A 14,139-nucleotide genomic window follows, 5' to 3' on the forward strand; every position below is an offset into this window, starting at 1 on the left:
ACTGCCATGAACGCGCTATTCACCACCGCAATGACGCTTCGGGAGGTCGATGCCGGCGTATACGAAGGCGAGCTCAACCAGTATTGGACCATCGGGCCCAAGGTGCACGGCGGCGCGATGCTGGCACTGTGTGCCAACGCCGCTCGCACCGCATGCGGTGGCGAATCGAGCGGACTGCAACCGGCCTTGCAACCAGTCGCCGTGTCGGCCAGTTTCCTATGGGCGCCTGATCCGGGGTTGATGCGGCTGACGACGTCGATCCGCAAACGTGGCCGCCGGATCAGCGTGGTCGATGTTGAGCTCACCCAAGACGACCGCACCGCGGTACACGTCGTGGTCAACCTCGGCGAGCCCGAGCATTGGGTCGCTGGCGACAGCGGGGCCAATGCAGCCGCACCTCTGCTGTCGGCGAACCCCGTCGTGGATCTGATGGCGCCCGAACCGCCCGACGATATCGCGCCGATCCAGCCAGGCCACCCGATGGCTGGCCTGGTGCACTTGGGTGAAGGCTGCGATGTCCGGCCGGTGCTGTCGACGCTGGCCCCCGCCAGGGCCGGGCGGCCGCCGGTGATCCAAATGTGGGCGCGCCCGCGTGGCGTCGCTCCCGACGCGCTGTTCGCCCTCATGTGCGGAGATTTGTCGGCGCCGGTGAACATTGGCCGTGGGCCGCGCCGGCTGGGCGCCTACCGTCGCACTTACCGCTTATCTTCGGTGCTTGCCCGCCGACGGCTGGCTGCGGGTGATCTGCACCTGCCTAGAGATCGGGCAGGATTGGTTCGACCAGGATCACATCGTCGTCGACCAGGTTGGCCGCATCGTGGCGCAGTCTCGCCAACTGGCCCTGGTACCTCCCCGACTCCCGCCTGCCCGGTAGCACGGCTGAGCCGAGCTGTCTGGGATGCTTTCCGGCATGGCAAGAATCGCGATCATCGGTGGCGGCAGCATTGGTGAGGCGTTGCTGTCGGGCCTGCTGCGGGCAGGGCGGCAGGTCAAAGACCTGGTGGTGGCCGAACGGATGCCCGATCGCGCCCAGTACCTGGCGGACACCTACTCGGTGTTGGTGACGTCGGTAACCGACGCGGTCGAGAACGCAACGTTTGTCGTTGTCGCGGTGAAGCCGACCGACGTCGAATCGGTGATGGGGGACCTGGTTCAGGCGGCCGCCGCCGCCGAGAATGACAGCGCTGAGCAAGTGTTCGTCACCGTGGCTGCTGGGGTCACGATCACCTACTTCGAGTCCAAGCTGCCGGCTGGGACACCGGTGGTCCGGGCCATGCCGAACGCGGCCGCGCTCGTGGGCGCGGGGGTTACCGCGCTGGCCAAGGGCCGTTTCGTCACTGGTCAACAGCTCGAGGAGGTTTCGGCCCTGTTCGACGCGGTCGGCGGTGTTCTGACGGTTCCCGAGCCGCAAATGGATGCGGTGACCGCGGTATCGGGTTCGGGTCCGGCATATTTCTTTTTGCTGGTCGAGGCGTTGGTGGATGCCGGCGTCGCGGCGGGGTTGAGTCGTCAGGTGGCCGCCGAACTGGCCGCGCAGACCATGGCGGGGTCCGCGGCAATGCTGCTGGAGCGCATGGATCAAGATCGGCATTCGGCCCAGGTGGCGCCGCTGGGCGCGCAGGTGGACGCCACGGCGACGCAACTGCGCGCCACGATTACCTCGCCTGGTGGTACTACCGCCGCTGCGCTGCGCGAACTCGAACGTGGCGGGTTGCGGGGGGCTGTCGATGCGGCGGTTCAGGCCGCCAAAAGCCGGTCTGAACAGCTACGAATTACATCGGAATAATTCAAGGTTTTTTGAACCGATTGTCCCCCACCAGTACCAGTAACCCCACTAGTCCCGCTATTCTCCTCTTTGTATGCACGTGTGGGTGCCAGCGGAGGGGAAGCCGCTGGCATTGCGCGTGCCTGACACGATTGGGTTGCGATGACGTCTACGAACGGGCCATCGGCGCGGGATTCAGCTGGCAAATCGGTGCGGGACACCGGTTCGGTCGAGGGCCAGCAGGCCCGGACACAGTTTCTCACCGTGGCCGAGGTGGCGGCGCTAATGCGGGTCTCCAAGATGACGGTGTACCGGCTGGTGCACAACGGCGAATTGCCGGCGGTTCGGGTTGGGCGGTCCTTCCGGGTGCATGCCAAGGCCGTCCACGACATGCTCGAGACGTCGTACTTCGACGCGGGCTAGCCCAACCCTTGGCCCGACTGTGAATCTCGCGACGGCGACCTCGCGTGTCGCGTCGTGGAATTCACGGTCGGCACCCGTTTGGTGTTCGGCCCGGCCAGCCGGGTAAAGTGACCGGGAAATTTTCTTCCAAGCCGGTCACGGGATAGCGGAGTTCATGGGTTCAGTAATCAAAAAGCGGCGCAAGCGTATGTCCAAGAAAAAGCACCGCAAGCTGCTGCGCCGCACCCGGGTGCAGCGCAGAAAACTTGGCAAGTAACCGCCGCTGCCGGTGTCGGTCTTCATACGGTTGTAACGTCACTGTTTCTCCTGGCCGTTAGGCTGACTGAGTGGATTCCTCGAGTGGTCAGGACGGCGCCGGAACAGGCGGCACCGCGCACCACCCCAAGGTAGTACTGGTTACTGGTGCCTGCCGCTTTCTGGGCGGCTATCTGACCGCTCGGTTGGCGCAAAACCCGTTGATCAACGCGGTCATCGCGGTGGATGCGATCGCGCCCAGCAAGGACATGCTGCGTCGGATGGGTCGCGCCGAGTTCGTTCGTGCCGATATTCGTAATCCCTTTATCGCCAAGGTGATTCGCAACGGCGAGGTCGACACGGTCGTGCACGCGGCCGCAGCGTCCTATGCGCCGCGGTCCGGCGGTAGTGCGGCGTTGAAGGAACTCAATGTGATGGGCGCGATGCAACTATTCGCTGCCTGCCAGAAGGCGCCCACCGTGCGCCGCGTCGTGTTGAAGTCGACATCGGAGGTTTACGGGTCGAGTGCCCGTGATCCGGTGATGTTCACCGAGGACAGCAGTAGCCGGCGACCCTTCCGCGAGGGTTTCGCCAAGGACAGCCTCGATATTGAGGGTTACGCGCGCGGGCTGGGCCGGCGCCGGCCCGATATCGCGGTGACCATTCTGCGGCTGGCCAACATGATCGGCCCGGCGATGGACACCACGTTGTCGCGGTACCTGGCCGGGCCGTTGGTTCCGACGATGTTCGGCCGTGATGCACGGTTGCAGCTGCTCCACGAGCAGGATGCGTTGGGCGCGCTGGAGTGCGCGGCAATGGCCGGCAAGGCCGGCACCTTCAACATCGGCGCCAGCGGCATCATGATGCTCTCGCAGGCGATCCGGCGGGCCGGCCGGATCCCGGTGCCGGTCCCCAGCTTCGGCGTCTGGGCACTTGATTCGCTACGGCGGGCGAATCGCTACACCGAAATCAGTCGGGATCAATTTGATTACCTGAGCTATGGCCGGGTCATGGACACCACCAGGATGGCCTCCGAACTCGGCTACCACCCGAAGTGGACCACGGCCGAGGCGTTCGATGATTATGTTCGTGGCCGAGGCTTGACTCCCATAATCGACCCGCATCGGGTACGCTCCTTGGAGGGTCGCGCCATAGCGTTAGCGCAGCGCTGGAGTAGCCGAAATCCAATTCCATGGGGTGGGGTCAGGTAGAAACTGTGGTGGGCGAAACCAGAGCGAATGTCATTCCGCTGCACACCAATCGGGGTCGGGTAGCAACACGTCGGAGAGCCGGTCACCGGGCCGACGGGTCTCGTCAACATCCCTCACTACTCTCTGATCCGCGCGGCCGCGCCTCAGCTGAGCAGATCGCGGCAGTCGTCCGCGAAATCGATGAACATCGGCGTGCTGCGGGCGCGACCAGCTTGTCGGGGACAACCACTGAAGCACCACTTAGTGAACTTGCCCAGCGTGTTGCCGCCGTTGCCGGGTTCCTTCGGCAGCGGTTGACCGGCGACTACACGGTCGACGAGTTTGGGTTCGATCCGCACTTCAACAATGCGATCGTTCGGCCTTTGCTCCGGTTTTTCTTCAAGTCATGGTTCCGGGTCGAAGTTAGCGGTATCGAGAATTTGCCGAGCACCGGCGGGGCGCTGGTGGTGGCCAATCATGCCGGTGTGCTGCCGTTCGATGGATTGATGCTGTCGGTGGCGGTGCACGACGAGCACCCAGCGCAACGGGACTTGCGGCTGCTGGCAGCCGACATGGTGTTCGACTTGCCAGTGGTTGGCGAAGCCGCCCGCAAGGCGGGGCACACCATGGCCTGCACGGCGGACGCGCACCGGTTGCTCGCCTCGGGTGAGCTCACTGCCGTGTTCCCGGAGGGCTACAAGGGTCTGGGCAAGCGCTTCGAGGACCGGTATCGGTTGCAGAGGTTCGGCCGCGGCGGCTTCGTCACGGCGGCGCTACGCACCAAGGCGCCGATCGTGCCGTGCTCGATCGTCGGCTCGGAAGAGATCTACCCGATGCTGGCTGATGTCAAGCTGCTGGCCCGGCTGTTCGGCGTGCCGTATTTCCCGATCACGCCGCTGTTCCCGCTGGCTGGGCCTGCGGGTCTGGTGCCGTTGCCGTCGAAATGGCGTATCGCGTTCGGTGAGCCGATTTACACCACCGACTATGCCGCCACGGACGCCGAGGACCCGATGGTCACCTTTGAGCTGACCGATCAGGTCCGTGAGACGATCCAGCAGACGCTGTATCGGTTGCTTGCCGGGCGCCGCAACATCTTCTTTGGCTGAGCCCGAACACCGGCTACTTGACCAAAGTGAACTGGCAGACGTCGGTGTACTGGTCGCGGAACAGGTTCGAGCAGCCCGTCAGGTAATGCATGTAGGTGTCGTAGACCTGTTGGCCCTGCAGTGCGATGGCCTCGTCCTGGTGTGCTTCCAGCGCTGCGGCCCAGGCGTTCAGCGTCGGGACGTAGTGGGACCCGATCCGGTGGTACCGCTCGACGGTGAAACCGGCGTTGGATGAATAGTGGTCGACCTGCGGGATCTGCGGCAGCCGACCGCCAGGAAAGATCTCGGTCAAAATGAACTTGATGAAGCGCAGCAGGCTCATCGGCGCCGTCAAACCCAACTCCTTAGCTTCCTTGGCATCCGGCACGATGATCGTGTGCAGCAGCATCCTGCCGTCGTCGGGCAGCACGTTGTAGCACATCTTGAAGAAGCTGTCGTAGCGCTCGAACCCGGCGTCTCCCGCGCCGTCGGCAAAATGCTCGAAAGCGCCGAGTGAGACGATGCGATCGACCGGTTCGTCGAATTGCTCCCAGCCCTGCAGCCGCACGTCCTTGGTGCGGTTCTTCCGGGTGTTGGCCATCTCGGCGAACTTCAGTTTGTTGTGAGCGAGCTGATTCTCGCTCAGCGTCAAGCCGATCACATTAACGTCATACTTTTCGATCGCATGCCGCATGGTCGATCCCCAGCCGCAGCCAATGTCGAGCAGCGTCATACCGGGTTCTAGCCCAAGCTTGCCCAGGGCGAGGTCACGCTTGGCGCGCTGGGCCTCTTCCAGCGTCATGTCGGGGCGCTCGAAGTATGCGCAGCTGTAGGTCATCGACGGATCGAGCCACAGCTTGAAGAATTCATTTGATCGGTCGTAATGCGACTGGACGGCTTCGACCGGTGGTTTCAGCTGGGTGCGCCGGGTTTCGGCCGGATGGCTCTGTGACGGAACCATGGTTCGCCTTTCATATCGACGCGATTGCGGCCACGGTTTCTTCAGCGTCAGCGTCCTGATGTGCGGCTTCGCCCAGCATGGTGACAATGCTGGTGACAACCGGCTTGCCCTCCGCATCGGTGACTTCGCTGCGGATTTCTGCGATCACAGTGCCGTGGGACTCGATCACCGAGTCGAGATAGGTGTCGAAGTAGAGCTTATCCTGCGCCAGAATCGGGCGGTAGAAGCGGAATTTCTGGTCGCGATGGAACACCCGGGCGATATTGATCGGGATGTTGAATTTGGTGAAGATCTCGAGCTGCACGCGTCGCCCAGCGATCGCCAGGAAGGTCAGCGGGGCCACTAGTGCAGGGTATCCGGCCTCGACGGCTGCAGCCTCGTTGTAGTGGGTTGGGTGGTCGTCTTTAACCGCGATCGCGAACTCACGGATTTTCTCGCGTCCGACTTGGAAGTGATCCAGCTGTCGGTAATGCTTGCCGATGAGTCCTTCGGCCTCTAGGGGAACTGTCATGACGCTGCGCTCTCCGCTCAACTATGGGCTCAACGGCGCAGCTTATCAGCGTGATTGGCGACGCGACCCTTGGGTTCGATGCGGTCGGTGCGCCTCTCGTGCGATTACTCGCGCTCGCGGCGACGCGACACGTGGTTTGATGCGGTCGGTGCGCCTCTCGTGCGATTACTCGCGCTCGCGGCGACGCGACACGGCTGCCGCCAACGCGCCGCCCGCGGCGCCCAACGCCAAGGCCGACGGCACCCCGATCCGAGCGGCCTTGCGAGCGGTTCGAAAGTCGCGGATCTCCCAGCCCCGTTCACGGGCCAGACTGCGCAACCGGGCGTCCGGGTTGATGGCAACCGCCGTGCCCACCAACGACAGCATGGGCACGTCGTTGTAGCTGTCGGAATAGGCGGTGCAGCGTTTCAGATTGAGGCCCTCCCGGATCGCCAGCGACCGGACCGCGTGCGCTTTCCCGGCTCCATGCAGGATCTCGCCGACCAGTCTGCCGGTGAATACCCCGGCTACCGACTCGGCGACCGTTCCCAGTGCGCCGGTCAGACCGAGTCGACGTGCGATGGTGGTAGCGAGTTCGTATGGCGTGGCAGTGATCAGCCACACCTGCTGGCCGGCATCAAGGTGCATCTGGGTGAGCTCGCGGGTGCCAGCCCAGATTTTGTCGGCGATGATCTCGTCGTAGATCTCCTCGCCCAGAGTGACTAGCTCCTCGACCGATCGTCCCTCGATGAACGCGAGTGCTTTGCGCCTGCCGGCGGCCACGTCCTCGCTATTTTCTCTGCCGAGCAACTGAAACTTAGCTTGGGCGTAGATGAATCCGAGTACATCGCGATAGGTGAAATAGTCGCGAGCGGCCAGCCCGCGACCGAAATGCACCGCCGACGAGCCCTGCACCAGCGTGTTGTCGACGTCGAAGAATGCCGCCGCGGTCAGGTCAATCGGCGGTTGCGGGCCGACCCCGGCGTCGGCCACTGCGGTGTGCATGTCGTTAAGCGACCGGTTGGCGCTCGCGTTGTCGGCTAGGGAATCCAGCTCAATGCGACCGTTATGTGCGTTGCCCAGGTCAGGGGAAGCCATCGCGAAACCCTCCTAAATCGCTGCGCTTGCCCGGTGGCCGGTTCGGTGGCCGACATCAACCCTATCTGGCAAATGTGTTGCGGAGGTTTACGCATCTAGCCGGTGAGTCAGCGTCGCGATGTTAACTGCGAATCGCGGAGGCCACGCCCAGCGGTCCATCGGCTCACGACCACATCGCCAAATTCGTTGACATGGCGTCAGTGTAGTTGTGGTGCGCGGTCGCACCGGCGGCTTCCAACTGCGCTAACGCGTTGCGCATCAGCGTCTCGCCGCGGGCCCAGTGCCGGCGCACCTCGGCATGTGCCGCCGCACCTTGTCCCGACCACATTGCACGCAGATTGGTTACCAGAGAGTCGATTTCGGCGAGCATGCTTCCTGCCTAGCGCCGAAACTCGGCCATCTGTTGGCTTGGGCTACAGCCGTGTCAACATCGACAGGCCCACCGGGCCACAATTCACTGTGGGTTCACTCGCAGAGCCTCTCGACCACGGCTGCCACACTGGTGGCCATGACCGAGGCGCCAAGTCGGCCGCAGGTTGAGCTGCTAACCCGCGACGGGTGCACCATCTGCGGGCGAGTACACGCCCAGCTGACTGAACTGGCTGGTGAGCTGGGCTTCGATCTGACGGTGACGGATGTCGACGCCGCGGCGCTGGCGGGCAACCCTGGGCTGCGGGTGGCCTTCGGCGACCGTCTGCCGGTGATCCTGCTCGACGGCCGCGAGCACAGCTACTGGGAGGTCGACGAGGCCCGGCTCCGCGCGGATCTGACCCGCTGACGATATTTGGTAGCCCACTTGATCAACGTCTACCGTAGACACCAGTCCGCTTACTGGATGAAAGCAAGGGAGCTGGCCAGGTGATGCTGCCGTGAGCATCCTGCTCTTCGGGGTTTCGCACCGCAGTGCGCCGGTCTCGGTCTTAGAACAACTCAGCCTGGACGAACCCGATCAGATCAAGATCGTCGACCGAGTGCTGCAGTCCCCGCTGGTGACCGAGGCGATGGTGCTGTCGACCTGTAACCGGGTTGAGGTCTACGCCGTGGTGGACGCGTTCCACGCCGGTTTGTCAGTGATCGGGCAGGTGCTGTCGGAATACTCCGCGATGTCGATCGGCGACCTGACCAAATACGCCTACGTCCGCTACAGCGAGGCTGCCGTCGAGCACCTGTTCGCGGTCACCAGCGGCCTGGATTCAGCGGTGGTCGGCGAGCAGCAGGTGCTGGGTCAGGTGCGCCGCGCATATGCCGCCGCTGAGGCTAATCGCGCGGTCGGCCGGGTGTTGCACGAGGTGGCCCAACGAGCGTTGTCGGTGGGTAAGCGGGTGCATTCCGAAACCGCCATTGACGCTGCCGGGGCCTCGGTGGTGTCGGTCGCCCTTGGCATGGCCGAACGCACGCTGGGCGGGCTGGCGGGCCGGACCGCGGTAGTGATCGGCGCTGGCGCGATGGGTGCACTCTCGTCGTCGCACCTGACGCAGGCCAACATCGGGCGCATCAAGGTACTCAACCGGTCGTTGTCTCGAGCGCGGCGGCTGGCCGACAAGATCGGTGAATCGGGCGTGCCGGCGGAGGCACGGACCCTTGATCAGCTGGCCGAGGCACTGGCGAACGCTGACCTAGTGGTCAGCTGTACGGGGGCGGTGAGCCCCGTGGTTTCGTTGGCCGACGTGCACCATGCGCTGGCCGCCATGCGCCGTGACGAAACGACCCAGCCGTTGGTGATATGCGATTTGGGCATGCCGCGCGACGTGGATCCGGCGGTGGCCAAACTGCCCGGCGTTTGGGTCGTCGATGTGGACGGTGTGCAGCGTGAACCGTCGGCTCACGCCACTGCCGCCGACGTCGATGCCGCGCGCCGCATTGTGGCGGCCGAAGTGGCCACATATCTGGCCGGGCAGCGGATGGCCGAGGTAACCCCGACGGTGACGGCGTTGCGTCAGCGAGCCGCCGATGTGGTCGAGGCGGAGTTGCTGCGCCTAGACCACCGGCTGCCTGGGCTGGACAGCGGCCAGCGTGAGGAGGTGGCACGCACCGTGCGACGGGTGGTGGACAAGCTGCTGCATGCGCCTACCGTGCGGATCAAGCAGCTCGCCAGTGCCCCCGGCGGTGACAGCTACGCCGAGGCGCTGCGCGAGCTTTTCGAGCTTGACCAGACCGCCGTTGATGCGGTCGCCACCGCAGGTGAATTACCAGTGGTAGCAAGCGGATTCGACGACGCCATTAGGCACGGCACAAGTGCTGCGCAGGGCAGCTCCAAACATCCCACCGAGTAGTTGATTGGCCCACGTGATCCGGATAGGCACTCGGGGCAGCCTGCTAGCCACCACCCAGGCTGCGCTCGTTAGAGACGCTCTCATCGCCAACAGGCATCCCGCGGAGTTGGTGATCATCAGCACCGCGGGCGATCAATCGTCTGCGCCTATCGAAAGTCTGGGTGTGGGCGTCTTCACCACCGCATTGCGTGAGGCGATCGAAGAAGGCCGTGTCGATGCTGCGGTGCACTCGCACAAGGATTTGCCAACCGCCGACGACCCGCGGTTCACGGTGGCGGCGATACCGCCACGAAACGACCCCCGCGACGCCGTGATAGCCCGCGACGGGCTGGTGCTTGCGGAATTGCCGGCCGGATCACTGGTGGGCACGTCCTCGCCGCGGCGGGCAGCACAGCTTAGGGCATTGGGTCTCGGTTTGGAAATCCGCCCCCTACGAGGCAACCTAGATACCAGGTTGAACAGGGTAAGCAGTGGTGATCTTGACGCCATCGTGGTGGCCCGGGCCGGGTTGGCCCGGCTGGGACGCCTCGATGAAGTCACCGAGACGCTAGATCCGGTGCAGATGGTGCCCGCACCGGCTCAAGGTGCGCTCGCGGTCGAATGCCGTGCTGGTGACAGCCGGTTGGCGGCAGTGCTGGCGGAGTTGGACGACGCCGACACGCGTGCGGCGGTCACTGCGGAGCGAGCCCTGCTCGCCGAACTGGAGGCCGGCTGCTCCGCACCGGTGGGCGCGATCGCTGAGGTGGTCGAGTCCAGCGATGAGGAAGGCCGCGTCTTCGAAGAGTTGTCGCTGCGCGGCTGCGTGGCGGCGCTGGACGGATCCGACGTGATCCGCGCGTCCGGCATCGGCACGTCCGGTCGGGCAAGCGAGCTTGGGCTCGCGGTCGCCGCCGAGCTGTTCGAGCTCGGTGCCCGGGAGCTGATGTGGGGAGCGCGGCCAGACCGGGCGCGAGGAAGTTGAACGAGAGTGGTGGGAGCGACAATGACGACGCGAGGGCGCAAGCCGAGACCGGGCCGCATCACCTTTGTGGGCGCCGGTCCAGGCGCCCCGGGATTACTGACTACCCAGGCTGCCGCGGTGCTGGCAAACGCCGCACTGGTTTTCATCGACCCCGATGTACCTGAGCCGGTGTTGGCGCTGATTGGCAAGGACCTGCCACCGGTCTCTGGCCCGGCACCCGCCGGTCCGGCTGCGGCCGCTGGCGGCGCTGCCGAGGGTGCTCCCGATGGGGATCACAACCACGCCGCACCGGCGGTCATGTCCGGTGGCGCCGACATCCGTCCTGCGCTGGGTGATCCCACCGAGGTCGCCAAGATGCTGACCGCCGAGGCTCGTTCGGGTGCCGACGTGGTGCGGCTGGTGGCGGGTGATCCGTTGACGGTGGACGCGGTCATCACCGAGGTGAACGCCGTGGCACGCACCCACCTACACATCGAGATTGTGCCTGGCTTGGCCGCCAGCAGCGCTGTCCCGACCTATGCCGGGCTGCCGCTGGGTTCGTCGCACACGGTGGCTGATGTGCGTGACCCACATGTGGATTGGGACGCGTTGGCCGCGGCTCCCGGGCCGCTGATTCTGCAAGCCACCGCATCACATCTGGCCGACGCGGCGCGCACCCTGATCGACCACGGGCTGGCCGAGGCCACACCCTGCGTGGTGACTGCGCAGGGCACGACCTGCCAGCAACGTTCTGTCGAAACCACGCTGGCGGGATTGGCTGACCCGGCCGTCCTGAGCGGCGCCTTGCAGGATCAGGGGGCCAAGCTGTCCCCGTCCGGGGGGGACCCGCTGACCGGGCCGCTGGTGGTGACCATCGGCAAGACGGTGACCAGCCGGGCGAAGCTGAACTGGTGGGAGAGCCGCGCACTCTACGGTTGGACCGTGTTGGTGCCGCGCACCAAGGACCAGGCCGGCGAGATGAGCGAGCGGCTGACGTCGTACGGCGCGTTGCCGGTTGAGGTGCCGACCATCGCCGTCGAGCCGCCGCGCAGTCCCGCTCAGATGGAGCGCGCCGTTAAGGGGCTGGTCGACGGTCGTTTCCAATGGGTGGTGTTCACCTCCACCAATGCGGTGCGCGCGGTGTGGGAGAAGTTTGGCGAGTTCGGTCTGGATGCCCGAGCCTTCTCCGGGGTGAAGATCGCCTGCGTCGGCGAGGCGACCGCCGACCGGGTCCGTGCCTTCGGGATCAGCCCGGAGCTGGTGCCGGCCGGGGAACAGTCGTCGCTGGGTCTGCTGGACGAATTCCCGCCTTATGACAGCGTTTTCGATCCGGTGAACCGTGTTTTGCTGCCGCGCGCTGACATCGCCACCGAAACGCTTGCCGAGGGACTGCGCGAGCGTGGCTGGGAGATCGAGGATGTCACCGCTTATCGGACGGTGCGGGCCGCACCCCCGCCGGCGGCCACCCGGGAAATGATCAAGACGGGCGGCTTCGACGCCGTGTGCTTCACCTCCAGCTCCACGGTGCGCAACTTGGTCGGTATTGCCGGCAAACCGCACGCGCGGACCATCATCGCCTGCATCGGGCCCAAGACCGCCGAGACCGCCGCCGAGTTTGGCTTGCGGGTGGATGTCCAGCCCGAAACCGCCGCGGTTGGTCCGTTAGTTGACGCCCTGGCCGAACATGCCGCTCGGCTGCGCGCCGAGGGCGCGCTGCCCCCACCGCGCAAGAAGAGCCGCAGGCGCTAGTGGCGATCGCCAGCGCGGCGGAGCCGGGCGCAGCGGGTCGGCACTCATCGAACCTAGTGGCTGCCCACTGGCCGAGCGCGCGTGTCTGCACGGCGACACGCCGTCGGGGCTGGCATTTTGCGGACGCTCGCGGCCAGCATGGGTAGCTACCCGCGGCACCGGCCGCGTCGGCTTCGATCAACCCCCGCGATGCGCCGCCTGGTGGCGCAGACCTCGCTGGAGCCAAGGCATTTAGTGCTGCCGATGTTCGTCGCCGACGGTATCGACGAGCCGCGGCCGATTGCTTCCATGCCGGGCGTTGTGCAGCACACCCGGGATTCGTTGCGCCGCGCCGCCGACGAGGCCGTCGCCGCCGGGGTGGGTGGACTGAACCTGTTCGGCGTACCCCGCGACCAGGATAAGGACGCAACCGGCTCGATCGGGGTAGATCCCGACGGCATCCTCAATGTCGCTCTTCGCGACCTGGTCAAGGATCTCGGCGATGCCACCGTATTGATGGCCGATACCTGCCTGGACGAGTTTACCGACCACGGGCACTGCGGCGTCCTCGACGAGCGGGGCCGAGTGGATAACGACGCCACCGTGGCACGATACGTGGAACTGGCTGTGGCGCAAGCGGAATCCGGTGCTCACATGGTTGGGCCGAGCGGGATGATGGACGGCCAAGTAGGCGCGATCCGCGACGGACTGGACAGCGCCGGATACACCGATGTAGCGATCCTGGCTTACGCCGCGAAGTTTGCCTCGGCGTTCTATGGACCGTTCCGCGAGGCGGTGAGCTGTAGCCTGTCCGGCGACCGGCGCACCTACCAGCAGGAGCCAGGCAATGCCCGCGAGGCGTTGCGCGAAATCGAGCTGGATCTCGACGAGGGCGCAGACATCATCATGATCAAACCCGCGTTGGGGTACCTGGACGTCGTCGCCGCTGCGGCCGCCGTTTCGCCGGTGCCGGTGGCCGCCTATCAAGTCTCGGGGGAATACGCGATGATTTGCGCTGCGGCCGCAAACAACTGGATTGACGAACGTGCCGCTGCGCTGGAGTCGTTGACGAGTATCCGGCGCGCCGGGGCAGATATCGTGCTCACCTACTGGGCTGCTGATGTGGCGGGTTGGCTGTCGTGATGACGTCAACGACGGAGGCCAACCGCAAGCCGTTGTTTTATGAGCCCGGCGCCAGCTGGATTTGGCTGCTATCGGGACCGGCGGCAGCGACGGCCATGATCTTGATTGAAATCTGGAGCGGCGCAGCGGTGCAGCCGGTGGTCCCGTTGATCTTTCTGGTGCTGGTGTCTGGGTTTGTCGGCATCCAGGTGAAGGCGGCGCGGATCCATTCCTCGGTCGAACTGACCGACCATGTCCTGCGTCAGGGCACCGAGACGATCCTCGTTGCCGAAATCGTGAAGATCTACCCGGAAGCCGAGAATTCACCGGCGTCCGACCAGGAGCTGCAGCCGTGGCAGTCGGCGCGGGCGCTTGGCGAATTGGTCGGGGTGCCGCGCGGCCGCGTCGGCATCGGTCTGAAGCTCAGCGGGGGCCGCACCGCGCAGGCCTGGGCGCGTCGTCATCGTCACCTTCGGGCGGTGCTGACTCCGCTGGTCCAGGAGCGTGTGGATGTCACCGACGTCGATGGTGACGACAACAACGGGTCACCGCGGTGATCGGTCGTTATCGAGGGGTGATCGAACTCGGTCTGGCCTTTCTCATCTTCGTGGGCGCTGAGGTGAGCTGGTTGCGCTCGCGTTACACGGTTGCCGTCGCGCCCGTTGCCGATGGGCAACCGATCACAATGTCGGTGGTGTATGACCCTCAGCAGCTGCTGCTGACCTTGTTGTTGGGAACGCTCGCCGGGATCCTGGCGGTAGTCGGGGCGACCCGGCTTCTTCGTGCCCGAATGCTCTCCAAACGTGAGGTGAAAAGCTAAGCGGCACAAT

The 14,139-nt window shown here is 65.1% G+C and carries 15 protein-coding genes and 2 pseudogenes; 13 read left to right on the forward strand and 4 right to left on the reverse strand.

Features of this window, described 5'->3' with window-relative positions; translation table 11 throughout:
• Nucleotides 1–6 precede the first annotated feature (6 nt).
• From B586_RS02835 to B586_RS02855, 6 genes and pseudogenes are all read left to right on the forward strand, one after another.
• Nucleotides 7–874: pseudogene (locus B586_RS02835) on the forward strand (thioesterase family protein).
• 36 nt (nucleotides 875–910) lie between these two features.
• Nucleotides 911–1,786, forward strand: a complete 876-nt coding sequence (gene proC, locus B586_RS02840) for a pyrroline-5-carboxylate reductase (protein WP_197079859.1) — start codon at nucleotides 911–913, stop codon at nucleotides 1,784–1,786.
• Nucleotides 1,787–1,927: 141 nt separating this feature from the next.
• Nucleotides 1,928–2,188, forward strand: coding sequence for a cell division/environmental response transcriptional regulator (locus tag B586_RS02845; protein WP_047313635.1), 261 nt, complete (start codon nucleotides 1,928–1,930; stop codon nucleotides 2,186–2,188).
• A 154-nt stretch (nucleotides 2,189–2,342) separates the two neighbouring features.
• Complete coding sequence (locus B586_RS19800) at nucleotides 2,343–2,444, forward strand: 30S ribosomal protein bS22 (protein ID WP_003402602.1); 102 nt, start codon at nucleotides 2,343–2,345, stop codon at nucleotides 2,442–2,444.
• Between the two features lie 70 nt (nucleotides 2,445–2,514).
• The gene (locus tag B586_RS02850) at nucleotides 2,515–3,633 is read left to right on the forward strand and encodes an SDR family oxidoreductase (protein ID WP_054880732.1); all 1,119 of its coding nucleotides are present in this window, start codon (nucleotides 2,515–2,517) and stop codon (nucleotides 3,631–3,633) included.
• Nucleotides 3,615–4,718 carry a lysophospholipid acyltransferase family protein gene (locus B586_RS02855; RefSeq protein WP_156166286.1) on the forward strand — a complete coding sequence of 368 codons (1,104 nt, stop codon included), beginning with the start codon at nucleotides 3,615–3,617 and terminating at the stop codon, nucleotides 4,716–4,718. Before B586_RS02850 ends, B586_RS02855 begins: the two co-directional genes overlap by 19 nt.
• 13 nt (nucleotides 4,719–4,731) lie before the next feature.
• On the opposite strand, the gene cmaA2 is transcribed toward B586_RS02855, so the two are convergent.
• The 4 genes and pseudogenes from cmaA2 to B586_RS02875 all read right to left on the reverse strand — a co-directional run bounded on the left by cmaA2 (nucleotide 4,732) and on the right by B586_RS02875 (nucleotide 7,646).
• On the reverse strand, nucleotides 4,732–5,658 hold the full coding sequence (cmaA2, locus tag B586_RS02860) for a cyclopropane mycolic acid synthase CmaA2 (RefSeq protein ID WP_054880731.1): 927 nt from the start codon (nucleotides 5,656–5,658) through the stop codon (nucleotides 4,732–4,734).
• 10 nt (nucleotides 5,659–5,668) lie between these two features.
• Nucleotides 5,669–6,169 carry an FAS1-like dehydratase domain-containing protein gene (locus B586_RS02865; protein WP_047313632.1) on the reverse strand — a complete coding sequence of 167 codons (501 nt, stop codon included), beginning with the start codon at nucleotides 6,167–6,169 and terminating at the stop codon, nucleotides 5,669–5,671.
• 165 nt (nucleotides 6,170–6,334) lie between these two features.
• Nucleotides 6,335–7,246 (reverse strand): HAD family hydrolase, encoded by a 912-nt coding sequence (locus B586_RS02870; protein ID WP_054880730.1) that lies wholly within the window; start codon nucleotides 7,244–7,246, stop codon nucleotides 6,335–6,337.
• Between the two features lie 163 nt (nucleotides 7,247–7,409).
• A pseudogene (locus B586_RS02875) lies at nucleotides 7,410–7,646 on the reverse strand (WXG100 family type VII secretion target).
• 108 nt (nucleotides 7,647–7,754) lie between these two features.
• Here B586_RS02875 and B586_RS02880 point away from each other — a divergent pair.
• The 7 genes from B586_RS02880 (at nucleotide 7,755) to B586_RS02910 (ending at nucleotide 14,129) form a co-directional block, all read left to right on the forward strand.
• Nucleotides 7,755–8,024: a glutaredoxin family protein gene (locus B586_RS02880; RefSeq protein WP_047313797.1), complete on the forward strand. Its 270-nt coding sequence runs from the start codon at nucleotides 7,755–7,757 to the stop codon at nucleotides 8,022–8,024.
• Between the two features lie 91 nt (nucleotides 8,025–8,115).
• Nucleotides 8,116–9,519 (forward strand): glutamyl-tRNA reductase, encoded by a 1,404-nt coding sequence (locus B586_RS02885; RefSeq protein WP_047313630.1) that lies wholly within the window; start codon nucleotides 8,116–8,118, stop codon nucleotides 9,517–9,519.
• 13 nt (nucleotides 9,520–9,532) lie between these two features.
• Nucleotides 9,533–10,480, forward strand: a complete 948-nt coding sequence (gene hemC / locus B586_RS02890) for a hydroxymethylbilane synthase (protein WP_047313629.1) — start codon at nucleotides 9,533–9,535, stop codon at nucleotides 10,478–10,480.
• Between the two features lie 21 nt (nucleotides 10,481–10,501).
• Nucleotides 10,502–12,208: a bifunctional uroporphyrinogen-III C-methyltransferase/uroporphyrinogen-III synthase gene (locus B586_RS02895; RefSeq protein WP_047313628.1), complete on the forward strand. Its 1,707-nt coding sequence runs from the start codon at nucleotides 10,502–10,504 to the stop codon at nucleotides 12,206–12,208.
• A 138-nt stretch (nucleotides 12,209–12,346) separates the two neighbouring features.
• Nucleotides 12,347–13,330, forward strand: a complete 984-nt coding sequence (gene hemB, locus B586_RS02900; RefSeq protein ID WP_054881101.1) for a porphobilinogen synthase — start codon at nucleotides 12,347–12,349, stop codon at nucleotides 13,328–13,330.
• A complete protein-coding gene (locus B586_RS02905) occupies nucleotides 13,330–13,866 on the forward strand; it encodes a hypothetical protein (RefSeq protein ID WP_054880729.1) in 537 nt (178 codons plus the stop codon). The genes hemB and B586_RS02905 overlap by 1 nt, the downstream gene beginning before the upstream one ends.
• Nucleotides 13,863–14,129: a hypothetical protein gene (locus B586_RS02910; protein ID WP_054880728.1), complete on the forward strand. Its 267-nt coding sequence runs from the start codon at nucleotides 13,863–13,865 to the stop codon at nucleotides 14,127–14,129. The genes B586_RS02905 and B586_RS02910 overlap by 4 nt, the downstream gene beginning before the upstream one ends.
• The last annotated feature ends 10 nt before the right edge of the window (nucleotides 14,130–14,139 follow it).

It is taken from the genome of Mycobacterium haemophilum DSM 44634, from assembly GCF_000340435.2.
GTDB lineage: Bacteria > Actinomycetota > Actinomycetes > Mycobacteriales > Mycobacteriaceae > Mycobacterium > Mycobacterium haemophilum.

Excerpts from the sequence above, each read along its gene's own strand:
- B586_RS02895 (WP_047313628.1), top strand. The coding sequence starts at position 10,502 with ATGACGACGCGAGGGCGCAAGCCGAGACCGGGCCGCATCACCTTTGTG.
- B586_RS19800 (WP_003402602.1), top strand. The coding sequence starts at position 2,343 with ATGGGTTCAGTAATCAAAAAGCGGCGCAAGCGTATGTCCAAGAAAAAG.
- B586_RS02880 (WP_047313797.1), top strand. The coding sequence starts at position 7,755 with ATGACCGAGGCGCCAAGTCGGCCGCAGGTTGAGCTGCTAACCCGCGAC.
- B586_RS02905 (WP_054880729.1), top strand. The coding sequence starts at position 13,330 with ATGACGTCAACGACGGAGGCCAACCGCAAGCCGTTGTTTTATGAGCCC.
- cmaA2 (WP_054880731.1), bottom strand. The coding sequence starts at position 5,658 with ATGGTTCCGTCACAGAGCCATCCGGCCGAAACCCGGCGCACCCAGCTG.
- B586_RS02855 (WP_156166286.1), top strand. The coding sequence starts at position 3,615 with ATGGGGTGGGGTCAGGTAGAAACTGTGGTGGGCGAAACCAGAGCGAAT.
- B586_RS02845 (WP_047313635.1), top strand. The coding sequence starts at position 1,928 with ATGACGTCTACGAACGGGCCATCGGCGCGGGATTCAGCTGGCAAATCG.
- proC (WP_197079859.1), top strand. The coding sequence starts at position 911 with ATGGCAAGAATCGCGATCATCGGTGGCGGCAGCATTGGTGAGGCGTTG.
- B586_RS02870 (WP_054880730.1), bottom strand. The coding sequence starts at position 7,246 with ATGGCTTCCCCTGACCTGGGCAACGCACATAACGGTCGCATTGAGCTG.
- hemB (WP_054881101.1), top strand. The coding sequence starts at position 12,347 with ATGGGTAGCTACCCGCGGCACCGGCCGCGTCGGCTTCGATCAACCCCC.
- B586_RS02865 (WP_047313632.1), bottom strand. The coding sequence starts at position 6,169 with ATGACAGTTCCCCTAGAGGCCGAAGGACTCATCGGCAAGCATTACCGA.